The following is a 15237-nucleotide window of genomic DNA, read 5'->3' as shown; positions in this document are numbered from 1 at the left end:
ACCAAATGATCCGTTGTATGAGGCGATTATTGTATCTAAAGTGCTTGAGCAAAAAACTTTGCTCATTTTCCAGTAGTATATAAGTACCAATACTGGGTAGATACCTCTGAAATAGCCATGTCAGAAATTACCCTTAAAGAATTAGGTGTGGTATTGCCCCCTACTCAAGACGAATTGCCTTGCGATGACGGTATTCCGATGGAAACCCAACGGCATAAAGTTCAAATGAATTTACTCATTAATAGCTTATTGCCTTGGCTAGACAAGCGATCGGATGGATACGCAAGTGGCAATATGTTTGTCTATTTTAGTCTGGCGCAAGTACGCAATCAAGACTTTAGAGGACCAGACTTTTTTGCGGTGTTAGGAGTACCGAAAAAGGAACGCAAAAGTTGGGTAGTGTGGGAAGAAGGAAAAGCACCAGATGTCGTGATTGAATTGCTTTCTGAGAGTACTGCACAAGCAGATAAAAATGAAAAGAAGCTCATCTATCAAAACCAACTACGCGTACCAGAATATTTTTGGTTTGATCCATTCAACCCTGATGACTGGGCAGGATTCTACTTACAGCATGGAGTTTATCAGCCGATAACATTTAATGCTCAAAACCAATTAGTCAGCCAGTCTCTGGGTTTAGCACTGCAACATTGGCATGGTACATACGAAGGTGTAGAAGCAACTTGGTTACGCTGGGCAACTTTAGAGGGAGAATTGTTACCCACTTTTGAAGAACAAGAACGTCAACGCGCTGAACAAGAACATCAACGCGCTGAACAAGAACGCCAACGCGCTGAACAAGCGGAGTCTTTATTACAACAGACTATTCGGAACCTTTTACAAGAAGGCATAACGATAGAACAAGTAGCCAGACTAACAGGTTTATCGCAGGTACAAGTAGAGCAATTTAGGTGAATAAAACTGGTAATTGGTAACTGGTAATTGGCAACAACTATATCACTCATTACCTATTACTTATTACCTAATCTAAACAAGTATACTCTACTAATTTTGTCCACCTATAATTCTAAATTTCAGCTACAGCGCGTTCAATTAGGCGACGTGCTAATGTTTGGGTACCTGTGTGTTCGTAGTAGTTTGTTGCGACATCGAGAAATGCTGCAAGATAGTCGAGTTTATCGTCAGCAACTTCGATCGCTTGTTGGAGATTATTAACGACTTTTTGGGGCGTTAAATTTCGTGAAGAAACAAGCCCACTCATCCAACCTTTAACCGAGTCAAAGCTTTCACCAATAAAAAGCAATTTATTTAGAGAAGTCACGCCTGGAATTGCATCACTTATCCGTTGGAACGTTGCATTTTTTTCTAACTCGTTAGGACTTGTGTTATTCAGAACTGATTGTGCTTTGAGGATGAAATCTGGTCCTAAGGGAATTAAACCATCTACACAAACTAAAGCCACCATTCGCATTAATGACTCGCCGCTATAGTCGGCTAAAGATGCAACAAAATCACCAATGCTGTCTCCTGGAATGCCGTTGATGTAGCAAAATGCAACTAATTCTGCAACTAATTTAAGGCTTAAATCGATCGTTTGTGCTTTATCAGCTTTGGGAGTGAGGCGGTTTAAGAAACCTAGTAGTGGAATTCTTTCTCCTACTTTGTTTGCTAATGCAGCCGTACCAAGTGCAACATCCGTACTGTCTACAGTTTGATACAACCACATGGCGCGTTGGTAGCCTTGTGAGCGATCGTTGTAGAGATAGATTGCGCGTTCGCCAATTTGTTGAATGAGAGATTCGTCAGTTTCGCCTGTAACAACACGAATTGTATTTTCAAATCCTGTCACATTTTGCCACTGACCTGGAATCACAAAATCAAGCGATCGCAGCATTGAGACGGTTAAGTTATTAGTTGGTAGATCGTCAACCAACTTTTGGATAGGTTTGCTCACGTCAAACTCCTGTATTCAAAATTTGTTTCAGTCTGAGATATGATTACTGCAACTTGGCAAGACCTTGATAATCGAATTGTTTTAACAAAGCTTCGCGATCGCTTGCGGTAAACGATGCATCGCGGGATAATACTTTTACTTGATAGCGATCGGCAACTAGCACTGCTGTTTGTGTATTCCCAATTTCCAATGCGGGATAACCTGCGATTTGTTTTGTCGCATTCTTAAATTTTGCCGCAGCAGTTGGAAGGCTGCGCGTATCAGAAATCGCCATCAACGCTACATCCTTACCGTCTTTTTTCAACTTAGCTTCAGCAAAACCTTTTTTCTCCTGCGTGTAAACTCGTTCGTAACCGCGACCGGCTTTAGGAAAGAATTGATTAAAACTACCACCTTGAGTTGCGTCTTTAGCTACAGCTTGACCACTTTTTTGCTGGCTACTGATCGCTTGTACCTCGTCAAAACGCGAGGAAGCTTGAGTTTGACAAGCTGTAACAAACAATAACATTGAGAGTAAAAAAGCCGCCAAAACCCTACGCACATTTGGAAATATCATTCGTGTCTCCTTGGAAGTGATTAATAGAAGTTGAGGTGGTGATGAGTGGCTAGTGATCAGTGACTAGTGGAAGAGTGAAAGGGAAGTTCATAGTAGTATTATCTCCTTGGCACCTCTGCACCTCTGCTTTTATTCACGGTAAGCAATTACAGCATAAAAGGGATCTCCCCCGCCAGCACCTAACCATTGCAAGAAACTTGGTACATTTGATTGACGTGCAATCACTTCGGGAGACGTAAATCCTGGTACTGACTCAAAGTAATGCTTGACTAACTCAACGCGGCTAGCTTCTGAACCTTCGCGCCATGCTTCGATCGCTTTTTGAAAAAACATCCGGTTGGAAAAGCTGACAATCGCAACTCCACCAGGCTTGAGAACGCGGTGAATTTCAGAAAATACGGCTTCGGGATATTGTAGATATTGTACTGATACTGTGTTAAGTACTGCATCAAAATCTTGGTCTTTGAGCGGAAACTTGGGATTTTCGTTGAGATTTTGCACAAAATAATGATTCAATCGTGAATTTCGTGCTAATTCCTCTTCATTGAGTCCGTGTCCTTCAACATGAGCAAATTCTATTTCTTCTGGTAGATGCGAAACCCAACTGCTCATCATGTCAAAGATACGGGTGTTCGGTTTGAGACGATCTCGATACAAATCTGTCAGCTGTTGAATAAATCCGTCATCAACATGAGTTACAAACCGAGGATAGGCATAAAACTGTTGATCGTCGGAACTGTCTAATTTTTGTCTTTGGTTAGGTCGCAGTACCATAAGTGTTTATTTAACATAGTCCTTTCTCAGTTTAGAAAAAATTACAGAGTGTAAAGCTAGCGGAAAGGATATGCGATCGCCTTTTTATCTCCTTACTTATTAAATCTAGAATCAAAGTAGCAATCTTTCAGACGAACTGACCAGTAATTAATGCTGTTCTTAGTTTTTCATCTTCACTCAACTTGGCAGAAAGGATAAGCGTTATGGCAGGCGCTATATAAAAAATAATTATGACGCTTTGCAACTCTTTTCAAGATAGTTCGCTGCGAAGTTGATGCAATCATATGACTTCATTATTAAGTGGTATTACTGTAATCTTCTTTAAGGTGCGATCGCTCACTATATTTATTAAATTACCTAATGTATAGAGCAACTGTAACTCAATGTACCTGCTGCGATTAAATCAGAACAATAGTTTTGAAAATCCACATCACTGTCACTCGTTTGTCATGCGGTTGCCATACTTGACCAATATTCTGAGAACTACATTGAATTTTCTTGTGCATCAAATCGAGTAAGAGATTATGCAAGCATTAACTAAACCAAGAAAAACAGCATTACTCATAAAAAAAAGCATATTAACTGATGATTCAAGACTGAGCAATATGCCGTTACCACATATTTTTGCGCAAGGTAATCAACTGTATCAAAACACCCTATTTTCTCCTTCTTCCGAGCCATTGCCAAAGTTTTCTTTATATGCTCAACAACCATTGTCGGCTGATGAATTGTTAAAAGCTAAACAAATACAAAATATCAACAACGCTTTTGTTAGCCTCTGTCGCAGACGTTGGCAGCAAGAAATTTACAATCGGTTTCGAGAATCTAGACAACGCTTTCCTGAATTTTTTCCTTGCTTTGAGTTAAGAGAAACTTTAGATGCGAAATTAGAATATTCAATTCACTTTCAGCCTTTAACAAAATACGCAAAGGTGATATCCAGTAACAATCCACTCTTTCCTAATTCAGAAGAATTTAAGCCGATAGAACAATTATGGAATTCTGAAGGAAAAAGTCAACTCGATATCATATTTGAGCATTATCCTACACAGTTAGCGCTAAAATCACATAAGACATCGACATTGAAGCTGCAACGGCAAAAACTGATTCACTTAATTCAAAACTACGTGAAAAGACTGGAAATTAGTCACATCAAGTTCGGATTTCAAAGGAAAGCTGCGTTGTAAAGAGTAGCTAAAAAGATTGTCGCTTGGGTAGCAGATAGTTTTATCTTGATGCATTAAATTGGTGTAAGTACATAGAAATATCCACTGTTGGCAATAGCAATTCTTGAACATTATCAATAATTTGTTCAGCAGCAATTGGTCCATCTAAAAATGCCCAGAGATAGCCATCTACGAAATAAAGCTTTACATCGTTACTTACAGCTTGCAAAAGCGGATTTTGGTTCCATAGCTGCTTGACTTTGCGTATCCCTTCGGAACCGCCTGCCATGACAATAATAATATCTGCTTCAAGTTGCGGTAAGACTTCTAACGAAACGCCGCGAATCACGCCATCAACATCAATTGTGCGTTGGGGAATGACAAGCTGAAAGCCTAAATCTTGAAGTAATGCACCTGCAAAGATTTTATCGGTGGATATCGGTAGGTGATCGGGGCGTGCGAAATAAAGTAGCAGTACTTTGTTATTGCGACTGATGGGTTCTAGCTTGGCTTTAGCTGCTGCAACTTTTTGTTGATATCGTGCGAGTACCTGCTGTGCTTGCGGTTCGCGGTTTAGCACTTGTGCGAGGGTAAGTAAGCGTTGTTGCCAAGGGAAATCACCGCCAGATAATGCTAATGTCGGTGCAAGTTTGCTAAATTGGTCGTATTGAGTGCGATCGCCGTAGCTATAAGTGATTAAGATTAAATCAGGTTTGAGTTTGAGGATCGTCTCTAGCGAAGGGCTGCTGTAATTACCGATGTAAGTTGGCGATGTTGTGATGCGATCGCTTAAATAACCAAATTCATTGATCGCTTCTCCGGCTTTGAGAGAATTAGGAACAACTTGAGAAAAACCTGTGTAGCCTACAGGTTCAACACCTAGCGCCAGAAGTAAATCAAGCGATCCAGGATCGTAGGCGATAATGCGTTGCGGCTGTCTGCAAATTTGCGTATTACCAAACTCGTGGTTAATGCTGCGGCATTGTGTAGTTGAGGCTGTATTATAGCTTGTTGTAGGGGCTTGATTGAGATGACACGCTGCAATCAGAATAGGAATTAAACAAACACCAAATTTTTGAAGTTGCATGAGTACACTTTAGCTGCTATCTATTCAAAGTCCCCAGAATGGGGGATTTAGGGGGCTACTACCAACTTAAAAATCATACGGAGAATTTAGGGGCTACCACCAACTTAAAAATCATAGGAGACTGTCGCCCGAATATTAAATGGTGCGCCTGGATAAATTGTGGTTCTATTTTGAGCAACTTCGTAGTATTCGATGTCAAACAGATTTTGAATATTGATTGCCGCCCTCCAGTTCTCACGGCGGTAAAATAGTGCAGCATCAGCACGAACGTAACTCGGTAGCTGTAAATTGCTATTAGGAAGTTGTCCTTGACGTTCGCCTACAAAAAATAACCCCAATCCAAATCCTAATCCTTGCAAGTTTCCGGTTTGAATTTCGTATGTTGTCCATAGATTTAAGGCATTTTCGGGAACATTGCTTAAAAAGTCACCTTCGGGAATGCGATTATCTTGGATAACTCGCGCATCGGTGTAAGCATAACCTGCGATAAGATTCCATCCTGGCAAAATTTCACCAGCGATATTGAATTCAACGCCTTGACTGCGTTGTTCGCCTACTTGAATTGAGAAATTTGAATCAATAGGATCGCTTGTTAGTACGTTGCGTTTGGTGATATCAAAAGCTGCGAGTGTGGCAGATAAATTATTGTTGATATCTGCTTTAATCCCAATTTCATATTGTGTACCGCGTTCCGGTTCAAATGCAGTATTCGTCCGCGATCGCCCAATTACAGGAAAGAATGATTGGTTGAAGCTAGCATACAGCGAAATTGGTTCAATCGGTTGATAAACAACGCCCACGCGCGGGCTAAATGCAGTATCCGATTGCGTTGATTCTTCACCAAATAGATTTTGATCTTGCCAAGCAAAATCAAGTCTTCCACCTACGAGTAATTTTAAATTTTCTATTACGGTAATTTGATCTTGTACATAAAGTCCGAGATTATCGGTAAAAATGGTTTGAAAATAATCAGGTTCAAGAACTTCTGGTACTGCAACGTCATAGTTTGGGTTGAAAATATCAATTGGTGGTAAGGTAGCAAAACGAGTTTGATAGTGATCGGTGATGCGGTTGAGATCGACACCTATTAAGAGTTGATGTTCAATGGAACCTGTTGTAAAACGACCAATTAAGTCAGTTTGCAAGCCAAAATTTTCGTTAAGATATTCGCTATCTAGATAATCTCTGGGAAGAAAGCGATCGTCAACTAACGCGCCACCAAAATCGGTATGTAATCCTGTCTGCAAAATTGAAGCAAAGAAAAACGCATTGCGAATTTGCCAGTTTTCGTTGAAGCGATGTTCCAGTCGATATCCCGCGCGATATTGCGTTTCATAATAATCATCTAGCGACGGATAGCCTAAAAAGCGATCGATTGGTAATGGCAAAGAACCATCACTAAGCGCAACCACACCGCGATCAAACACGGGATCGTTGTACAGGTAGGAGAAATCGAGTGTTAAAGTTGTATTTTCGCTCATGTCCCATTGCAAGACGGGCGCGATGAATAAGCGTTCTTCGTTGACAAAATCGCGAAAACTGCCTGCATTTTGATACGCTACATTCAGGCGATAGCGTAAACTGCCATCGTCGGTTAATGGTGCAGAAAAATCAATTTCTGGACGATAAAAGCTGAACTGTCCACCTGTGAAACTAACCGTGTAAGTCGGTTCATTTAATGGTTGTTTGGTTACAACGTTAACAATACCACCAGGTTGCACCTGTCCAAATAATACTGAAGCAGGTCCTCGTAACACTTCAATTTGTTCAACGTTAGACAAGTCGGCGATAAAACCAAACTTACCATCACGGAAACCATTTCTAAAATTGTAATTTTGTCTAAACCCTCGAATAATAAATTCACCTTGTCCTGTCCCTGCATAGCTATTTGAGGTTGTTACGCCTGGCGCATTATTGCGTACCGCATCGGATAAGCGAAGCCTACCTTGATCTTCGATAACTTGTTGCGGAATCACTTGAATCGAGGCTGGAACGTCGCGTAACGGTGTATCAGTGCGCGTTGCGGTAGCTGCACTAGAGGGGTTATAACCTTCGTTTTGTTCGCCTGTGACAACGATTTCTATCGTGTCTTCCTCGGCTTCTGGAGTGACACTCATGACTAAGCCTTGTGGTTCGGTTGCGATCGCCACTTTTGGCGGTGCATTAATTCCTGTAATCACCACACGAACCTGGTTATCTGGTAAGTTGAAAACGCTGACTAAGGCAACTTCTTCGCTAGGATTGACTTGTTGAAACTGTCCCTCTGGCAACGCTAACACGGCATTGGGAATATCTGCGATCAGATCGTTGCCTACAATACTTGTTGTCGGAACTGTAATTTGACCTGTTGCAGTTTGTAATACAATTTCTAAGCCTGTTTCTGTAGCGCTGACTTCGACTTGACTAATCTGGGCAATAACTTGCGCAATCTGCCTCATCCATTCATCAACCGTGGTTGCAGGTTGTTCGGTTTGAGTCGTTTCTAATTGTTCTGCCCAAGCTGGCGATAAATTTAGCACATCGGGAATGCAACTCGATACCACAATCGACCACAAAACAACTCGTTGCACGCTACACAGAAAACGCCCAGTCATAACAACTCCTTCCACACCAACCCACGAGCTTAGTTGAAAACTATTCTTAACAGACAATAAAGCTCAGTGTAGGAAAGCGTCTATCCGCAAACGGCAATCAATATCCCGAAACGGACTTGCGCATGGGAAATGTGCGATGTAATGTCGCTTATAGCTGTGCTGCGTCAAAAATGTCTTGTGCCATCAGCTGTAAATCAGGAAACACGGAGGAAACGAGCAAATCGTGACTTCTGAATAGTTGTTTTTGATATTCATCTGCACTCAAAGTACAAATCGTGATTGTAGGTTGCTTTGGTTTACCGATGTATTCTCTTCCACCAACACCTAGATAGTCTACAATCCAATACTCAGGTACACCCAACACTGCGTAATCTTCTACCTTTCGGGCATAATCATTCTGCCAGTTGGTGCTAACGACTTCAACGACAAGTTTGATTGATGTTCCTAATGTAATAACAGGCTCTTGTTGCCACAAGGGTTCATTTGCTAGTCGAGCTTTATCTAATACAATGACATCAGGACGAAACGCTGTTTCTGTTCCTAAAAGTTTGATCAAACATCGATGCGGGATAAAATAATTAACATCCTGACGATCGATCGCCACATTGAATTTTCGCCCAATAAAAGCTGCTACTTGTTCATGTGGTCCCGTCGGCTCCATTTTAACTAGTTCTCCATCAATGAGTTCATAGCGATCGCTATCACAATACTGCGAAATAAACTCATCAACAGTAATTAGCGTCGATTGAACCATTTTGCGCCTGTACTAAGTACGTGGATAAAAATAAACGTAACATAAAGACTGGTAATTGGTGATTGGTTGCACAGAATACTTATTACCCATTACCAACCTAAAATTAGGCTTATCTACTTGTAGCGCTTTTATTCCCTTGACAAGCCGCGAATTGTCCGTCTACCTACTTCACTAGGTGTGATTCCAAAATGGCGCTTGAAAGCAGCGGCAAAATGTCCCAAATGACAATAACCTACCATGTTCGCTACCTCGGCAATTGTGCGATCGCTATCCAGTAAAAGCTGTTCGGATCTTTTCATCCGCTGATAGGTTAAATAGCCAAATACCGTTGTCCCAAATAATTTTTGGAAGCCACGGCGGAGAGTGCGGTCACTTATTCCCACTTGTTGCGCTAGTTCTAACAACGACGGGGGATTCTCTAATTGTCTTGTCAAAATGTCTCTTGCGTGATATAATTTCTCGATAGTGTCCGGCTTTAGCCGAGGTGAAGGCTGAAGTTGACTCCATTCTGCCAAAATTGGGTTTAGCTGCATTGCCAGGAGTTCAAACACTTTTCCTTGAAGATACAACCGCTTTGTGACTCTTTGATACGGACAATTAAGAATTTGCTGCACCACAACTTGCATTGCTGGTGTCACTTCTGGAAAAAATGATTCCTTCCAATCATTGTCTTTGATAAATAACTCTAAGTGAGAATGCGCAGATCCTACAAGAAATTGTTGTAGCAACTGAGGTTCAATCTCAATACTTACACCTACAATATGTTGTGACTTTTGATATCGTGCAACGTAAGCAGGTGATACGCCACTACCAGATAAATACGTGCATTTTCCACCTAGAACCGGATAAACTGCGTCGTGATGAATCAACCCTGATGACAGCACAGAAAATTGTACTAAATGGTCATGTATGGGGACTTTAAGCACCACGTCACGATCGTATTTGTTGTTGAAAATGACTAACCCAACTCCAGGGGCAATATCAATTTCGCGTTGATACCCCTCACCTAAGCACTTAGGTAATTTCGAGAACGACTCAAATTCATCAATCAAGACATTATGCGTTTGATTTTGAGCGTGTTGTTCATACAATTCAAGCAACTCAGTTAGAGAAAGGATGAGAGTCATTGCCGGTACTACGTCGCTAGCTCAATGAAAAATATTATCAATAATTTGGCGATCGCTGCTACCAATAACGAACTATTACCAATTACCACTCATCCTCTAAACTTTCCTACGATGCTTTGGTAGCAATTTGATCTGTTTTTGCTGCCATAATGAAATCATTTCGGTGCAAGCCAGAAATGGCATGAGTCCACCAACTGACTTTAACTTTGCCCCACTCTGTCAGTAATGCAGGGTGATGTCCTTCTTCTTCCGCCGCTGCGCCAACGCGGTTAGTAAAATCAAGCGCAGATTGAAAATCAGGAAACTTGTAAGTACGTTCTAAACGCGGTTCCCCGTCTACTTCTATAATATTCCAGTCAGGAATTTGGGGTTTGAGTTCAGCAATTTCTGCATCTGTAACGCGGGGTGCGTCTTTATGACACGCAGTACACTTTTGTTGTACTAAAGCTTCCATAATTCCCTCTTGCTGTAAATAAACTGATGTAAGTAGGTAAAAATAAATTTAACGTAAAGGCTGGTAATTGGTAATTAGTAATCGGTAATGGGAGTGAGAAGTACAAAAAAACATCGATTCACGCTGTTCTACTGTCTTCTAACATAGGAAAGTCTGATCGTGAACGATGTTATCGGGTTACTTGTATAGCAAATACAATGCAGCTACGAGAAGCTTTCATCTACTGTAGAAGAAAAGCAATATAAGTAGATAGGTGAAAATGAAAGTAACTTAAGGGCTGGTAATTGGTCATTGGTAACTGGTAATTGGTTGTTGCAAAGACTTCTATCAACATTTACCCATTACCTATTATTCATTACCCGATCCTTACTTCAATAGTTTAATAATGTATCTCTTAAGTAACAATGCAAACTGTAACAGAAGCTCAATCATCCAAGCTACCACCGCTGATTCCGCGTGACATTCTTTTTGGCAATCCTGAACGCGCGCGCCCGCAATTATCGCCTGACGGAAAATACTTAGCATATATTGCACCCGATGACAAGAATGTTTTACAAGTATGGTTACGTACAGTAGGACAAGAAGACGATCGCCAACTCACCGACGATAAAAAACGCGGTATCCGCGTTTACTTTTGGACGTATGAAGGCGAACAGTTAATTTATCTCCAAGATACCGATGGTGATGAGAATTGGCACTTGTATTCAGTTAATATCACAACGCAGATTGTCCGCGATTTAACACCGTTTCAAGGAATTCAAGCGCAACCAGTAGGACTTGATCCAAATTTTCCCAATGAAATTTTAGTTGGTTTGAACTTGCAAGATCTGCGCAAACACGATGTCTATCGAGTTAACCTGAAAAACGGTGCAGTCGAGTTTGATACCGAGAATCCAGGAAATATTGTAGGCTGGCTAGCAGATGCACAATTTCAAATCAAAGCGGCGATCGCAACTACCCCAGATGGTGGTTCAGATCTTTTGTATCGGGAAACCCTAGATCAAGAATGGCAATTATTACGTCACTGGGGACCCGATGACGAAGGCGCTCCAGTATTATTTTCTAATGATGGTCAAATACTATATCTCATTGCTAGCCACGAGGCAAATACGCAGCGACTGATTGCTTTAAACTTAGCGACTCGTGAAGAAACGGTCATTGCTGAAGATCCGCAGTATGACGTTGATGGTATCCTTGTGCAACCGCTTTCGCGGCGAATTCAAGCTGTTTCTTTCTACAAAGATAAAGAAGAGTGGCAAATTCTCGATCAAAGTATCGCACCTGATTTTGCAGCCATTGCGCAGGTACATCACGGAGAATTTGGGATTGGTAGCCGCGACTTAGCAGATAAAACTTGGTTAGTGTCTTACTTAACTGACGATGGTCCCGTTTATTACTACGCTTACGATCGCGAATCAAAAAATAGCACGTTACTCTTCAGCAACCAGCCGAAACTTGAAGGCTTGCAACTCGCATCGATGCAACCAATCTCCTATACTGCACGCGACGGGTTAACAATTTATGGCTACTTAACAACACCTGTAGGAATTGAAGCAAAGAATTTACCAACAGTACTGTTAGTTCACGGTGGACCTTGGGCGCGAGATACTTGGGGTTACGATCCTGAGGTGCAATGGCTAGCAAATCGTGGCTATGCGGTGTTGCAAGTCAATTTCCGAGGTTCTACAGGTTACGGTAAAAACTTCCTCAACGCGGGTAATCGCGAATGGGGTGCCAAAATGCACGATGATTTGATTGATGCAGTGAATTGGTTAGTCGAACAAGGAATTTCCGATCCGCAAAAAATCGCGATTATGGGTGGTTCGTATGGTGGCTATGCAACCTTAGTTGGGTTAACATTTACCCCTGAAGTCTTTGCTGCGGGTGTCGATATTGTTGGTCCTAGTAACTTAATTACGATGATGGAAAGTATTCCCCCGTACTGGGAACCATTAAGAGCAATGGAAGCGCATCGTATTGGTAATTTAGAAACTGAACAGGAATTTTTAAAGTCGCGATCGCCTTTATTCTACGCTGACCGCATCGAAAAACCGCTACTCATTGCCCAAGGTGCGAACGATCCGCGCGTTAAACAAGCCGAAAGCGATCAAATTGTCGAAGCTGTCAAGAAAGCTGGTAAGCCTGTAGAATATGCACTTTACACCGATGAAGGACACGGCTTTGCACGTCCTGAAAATCGCTTACACTTCTATGCTGTGGCAGAGGAATTTTTAGCAAAGTACCTCGGTGGAAGATACGAGCCAATGGGAGAAATTCCTGGTCATTCTGGCGTGATTCAATAGTTGTAGGGTGGGCTTTTCGCCCGCCTTTAGAATTAGATTGAGATAGAGAATCATTTCGTGAGGAACTTATGATTACCAGTCAGTACGAATACTATCTGTCTCCAGAAGAATATCTAGAAGCAGAAAAAACCAGTCAAGTTAAACATGAGTACATTGATGGACAAGTTTATGCAATGGCAGGAGCAAGTGACGCTCATGTCACTGTAACAGGAAACCTCTTTGTTTTGTTACGCAACCATCTTCGCGGTAGCGGATGTCGCGTTTATATGGCAGATATGAAAGCACAAATTGAAGCTATCAATCGCTACTATTATCCCGATATTATCGTAACTTGCGATCTGCGAGATAGAGAATCGGACTATTTCAAGTCGTATCCTTGCTTAATTGTAGAAGTACTTTCTGAGAGTACAGAGGCTTTTGATCGAGGTAGAAAGTTCAATGACTACCGCCACCTAGAGACACTTCAAGAATATGTATTAATTTCGCAAGACACAATGAATGTAGAGTGCTTTCGCCGTAATGAAAAAGGACGTTGGGAACTTTATCCTTATGAACAAGAGCAAGAAATACACCTAGCCAGCGTTGATTTTTACTGTCCCATAGCAGCTATCTATGAAGATGTAGCAATATAATCTCAAGTAATTTATAATAGTATCCCTCGTTTCTTCTATGTTTTCTGCGTTCTAGTCAGAGCAGTTAACTTAATCTTATTATTTACAGCAATCCTCAATAATTTATAATAATCTCTCTTCTGTTTGTGTACTTTGTGTTCTACTCTACGAGAAGGCTACGCCTATGTGGTTCGTTGCTTTTCTAAAAAATCTGACAACTTAAATAGAATTGCTACACTAAACTACTTCCTGCCGTTGCTCACCTACATAATTATTCAAAAATCGAATCAGTTTATATGCTAACTGATTAAAAAAATGTTCAGTTAATGTATCTTCACCGCCCCAAATAGGAATTTTTTTACCAAGTTGAGTAAGAGTATCATAAACAATAAATTTCGCTATCTTACCCTGCTTGCCAGCCGTAGAATAAGCAAGTTGACACGGATAAGCAACAGTACCGACAAAGGGAACTAAGCCAATAACAAAAGCAATCCATGGTACTTCTTGACCTTTAGTCAGCGCTTGAATACTCTTGTAACCTGTGTAAACTGATCTAAAAATAGGTCCATCAGCGACAAACAAAATTCCAAAACCTATTTCATCGATGATGCCAAGCGCAAAAAGTAGCGGAAGTACAATAAACTCAAGTGACTGAATAATTATTTTAAGCGCCACATGAATACTAAAGTCAACCAAGTACCCACTCGCGTGTTCTCGATCTAAACGCGATCGCAAAAATTCCGCTTCTTCAGGAATAAGTTGCGTTCGATCTTCCCAGTCGTCAATGCGATCGCTCACTATATCTTTTGTAAATTGTAAGCGATAGCGTTGTGAAATCAGTACTTTCCAAACTCGTGTAAAGACATCTCGGTATTGAATTTTCTTTAATTTCTCAATTATTTTAATTGGTAGTTTCACAAGCAAGCGTAAAATTTTTTGCCAAGCTCTTACTAATTCGCGTACATACCAGCGGAAAATGTGATTAGAGTACCATTCAGCCTGTCGCTGACTAATTTTACCTTTCTTAAGCTGATACTGGATGCTCCGCTTAACTCGCTTGAGCGATTTCCATCTACTTTGATAGTGTTCTAAATCTTGAATATTTGCTGCAATTTCATCTCTTTTCTCTTCGCCTAACTTTTCAGCTATTTCTGTATTATACCTATCTAAATATCTTTTTAAAGTTTCAGTATCAACATCATCAAATAAAGGTTGCCCATGCTTGATGGACATGGGAATATAGTAAGAAAAAAGCTTCAGGAAATTTAAGGGTGCAAGTGCTGGAACACCTGATTCTAGATCAATCCAAGCATAGTAATAGTTGAATTTACCGTTTGTTTCGTTATGCTCTACATCTGTGAGCAGAAAGTTATTTAATGCAACTGGATTTCCTTTTCCTGCTTGCCAAACTAAACCATCAAAGCCCGCTTCAATGAGCTTTTGTTGAAGTGGTAGCATTATTTGATGAACTAAATCAGGTAGTTCGCGTTTTCGCAGTCGAGTAAATGGCTGACATAGCGCAACACCTCTACCATCAACAAATTCTGTATCGATTTGATAAGCTTTTTGGTCTTGATTCCAGTCAGTTGCGATCGCATCAGCAACGTTTAGTTGCGCATCAAACCAATACTGAACTAAATCACCTAAAATCTTGCGGCGGTAGTAAGCACATTGGATGATATCTTCATTCCAAATATAAGGATTAGGCGCTCCTAAAAAAATGTAGTGAACCAGTTTAGTAAGCTTGTCACCAGCAAATATTTTTCTTGCTACGCGATCGCCCTGATTTTCAATTAAGAAAACTTGTCCAGATCTACCCGCGCCAAGAAATTTTTGGTTATCTGTTGTTTGTGCATCTACCATTCAATAAATCTCGCTATAGGTAATTACCCTATAAGC

General features: G+C 40.9%; 13 protein-coding genes. 4 read left to right on the top strand and 9 right to left on the bottom strand.

Features of this window, described 5'->3' with window-relative positions:
• Positions 1–117: 117 nt before the first annotated feature.
• Positions 118–912 (top strand): Uma2 family endonuclease, encoded by a 795-nt coding sequence (locus GLO7428_RS01510; RefSeq protein ID WP_015186790.1) that lies wholly within the window; start codon positions 118–120, stop codon positions 910–912.
• Positions 913–1024: 112 nt separating this feature from the next.
• On the opposite strand, the gene GLO7428_RS01505 is transcribed toward GLO7428_RS01510, so the two are convergent.
• The 3 genes from GLO7428_RS01505 to GLO7428_RS01495 form a co-directional block, all read right to left on the bottom strand.
• On the bottom strand, positions 1025–1912 hold the full coding sequence (locus tag GLO7428_RS01505) for a hypothetical protein (protein ID WP_015186789.1): 888 nt from the start codon (positions 1910–1912) through the stop codon (positions 1025–1027).
• 43 nt (positions 1913–1955) lie between these two features.
• Complete coding sequence (locus tag GLO7428_RS01500) at positions 1956–2468, bottom strand: hypothetical protein (protein WP_015186788.1); 513 nt, start codon at positions 2466–2468, stop codon at positions 1956–1958.
• A 129-nt stretch (positions 2469–2597) separates the two neighbouring features.
• On the bottom strand, positions 2598–3242 hold the full coding sequence (locus GLO7428_RS01495; protein WP_015186787.1) for a class I SAM-dependent methyltransferase: 645 nt from the start codon (positions 3240–3242) through the stop codon (positions 2598–2600).
• A 524-nt stretch (positions 3243–3766) separates the two neighbouring features.
• Between GLO7428_RS01495 and GLO7428_RS01490 the strand changes: the two genes are divergently transcribed.
• Positions 3767–4429 (top strand): hypothetical protein, encoded by a 663-nt coding sequence (locus GLO7428_RS01490; RefSeq protein ID WP_015186786.1) that lies wholly within the window; start codon positions 3767–3769, stop codon positions 4427–4429.
• Between the two features lie 40 nt (positions 4430–4469).
• Here GLO7428_RS01490 and GLO7428_RS01485 read toward each other — a convergent pair whose 3' ends face one another.
• The 5 genes from GLO7428_RS01485 to GLO7428_RS01465 form a co-directional block, all read right to left on the bottom strand.
• Positions 4470–5495 (bottom strand): ABC transporter substrate-binding protein, encoded by a 1026-nt coding sequence (locus GLO7428_RS01485; RefSeq protein ID WP_015186785.1) that lies wholly within the window; start codon positions 5493–5495, stop codon positions 4470–4472.
• 104 nt (positions 5496–5599) lie between these two features.
• Positions 5600–8089, bottom strand: coding sequence for a TonB-dependent receptor (locus tag GLO7428_RS01480; RefSeq protein WP_015186784.1), 2490 nt, complete (start codon positions 8087–8089; stop codon positions 5600–5602).
• Between the two features lie 148 nt (positions 8090–8237).
• Positions 8238–8843 carry a Uma2 family endonuclease gene (locus GLO7428_RS01475; RefSeq protein WP_015186783.1) on the bottom strand — a complete coding sequence of 202 codons (606 nt, stop codon included), beginning with the start codon at positions 8841–8843 and terminating at the stop codon, positions 8238–8240.
• Positions 8844–8971: 128 nt separating this feature from the next.
• Positions 8972–9970: an AraC family transcriptional regulator gene (locus GLO7428_RS01470; RefSeq protein ID WP_015186782.1), complete on the bottom strand. Its 999-nt coding sequence runs from the start codon at positions 9968–9970 to the stop codon at positions 8972–8974.
• 106 nt (positions 9971–10076) lie between these two features.
• Positions 10077–10424, bottom strand: a complete 348-nt coding sequence (locus GLO7428_RS01465) for a 4a-hydroxytetrahydrobiopterin dehydratase (protein ID WP_015186781.1) — start codon at positions 10422–10424, stop codon at positions 10077–10079.
• A gap of 404 nt (positions 10425–10828) precedes the next feature.
• Between GLO7428_RS01465 and GLO7428_RS01460 the strand changes: the two genes are divergently transcribed.
• Together GLO7428_RS01460 and GLO7428_RS01455 are read left to right on the top strand one after the other, a co-directional pair.
• The gene (locus GLO7428_RS01460; protein WP_015186780.1) at positions 10829–12727 is read left to right on the top strand and encodes a S9 family peptidase; all 1899 of its coding nucleotides are present in this window, start codon (positions 10829–10831) and stop codon (positions 12725–12727) included.
• A 68-nt stretch (positions 12728–12795) separates the two neighbouring features.
• Positions 12796–13359: a Uma2 family endonuclease gene (locus GLO7428_RS01455; protein ID WP_015186779.1), complete on the top strand. Its 564-nt coding sequence runs from the start codon at positions 12796–12798 to the stop codon at positions 13357–13359.
• 216 nt (positions 13360–13575) lie between these two features.
• On the opposite strand, the gene GLO7428_RS01450 is transcribed toward GLO7428_RS01455, so the two are convergent.
• Entirely contained in the window at positions 13576–15201 is a 1626-nt protein-coding gene (locus tag GLO7428_RS01450) for a hypothetical protein (RefSeq protein ID WP_015186778.1), read from the bottom strand.
• Positions 15202–15237 lie beyond the last annotated feature (36 nt).

It is taken from the genome of Gloeocapsa sp. PCC 7428, assembly GCF_000317555.1.
In the GTDB taxonomy this organism is placed as follows: Bacteria; Cyanobacteriota; Cyanobacteriia; order Cyanobacteriales; family Chroococcidiopsidaceae; genus Chroogloeocystis.
The sequence above is the reverse complement of the archived record's forward strand: the minus strand, read 5'-3'. Positions and strand labels throughout refer to the sequence as shown.

Coding starts and splice junctions, on each gene's coding strand:
- GLO7428_RS01510 (WP_015186790.1), top strand. CDS start 118: ATGTCAGAAATTACCCTTAAAGAATTAGGTGTGGTATTGCCCCCTACT.
- GLO7428_RS01500 (WP_015186788.1), bottom strand. CDS start 2,468: ATGATATTTCCAAATGTGCGTAGGGTTTTGGCGGCTTTTTTACTCTCA.
- GLO7428_RS01495 (WP_015186787.1), bottom strand. CDS start 3,242: ATGGTACTGCGACCTAACCAAAGACAAAAATTAGACAGTTCCGACGAT.
- GLO7428_RS01490 (WP_015186786.1), top strand. CDS start 3,767: ATGCAAGCATTAACTAAACCAAGAAAAACAGCATTACTCATAAAAAAA.
- GLO7428_RS01485 (WP_015186785.1), bottom strand. CDS start 5,495: ATGCAACTTCAAAAATTTGGTGTTTGTTTAATTCCTATTCTGATTGCA.
- GLO7428_RS01480 (WP_015186784.1), bottom strand. CDS start 8,089: ATGACTGGGCGTTTTCTGTGTAGCGTGCAACGAGTTGTTTTGTGGTCG.
- GLO7428_RS01475 (WP_015186783.1), bottom strand. CDS start 8,843: ATGGTTCAATCGACGCTAATTACTGTTGATGAGTTTATTTCGCAGTAT.
- GLO7428_RS01470 (WP_015186782.1), bottom strand. CDS start 9,970: ATGACTCTCATCCTTTCTCTAACTGAGTTGCTTGAATTGTATGAACAA.
- GLO7428_RS01465 (WP_015186781.1), bottom strand. CDS start 10,424: ATGGAAGCTTTAGTACAACAAAAGTGTACTGCGTGTCATAAAGACGCA.
- GLO7428_RS01460 (WP_015186780.1), top strand. CDS start 10,829: ATGCAAACTGTAACAGAAGCTCAATCATCCAAGCTACCACCGCTGATT.
- GLO7428_RS01455 (WP_015186779.1), top strand. CDS start 12,796: ATGATTACCAGTCAGTACGAATACTATCTGTCTCCAGAAGAATATCTA.
- GLO7428_RS01450 (WP_015186778.1), bottom strand. CDS start 15,201: ATGGTAGATGCACAAACAACAGATAACCAAAAATTTCTTGGCGCGGGT.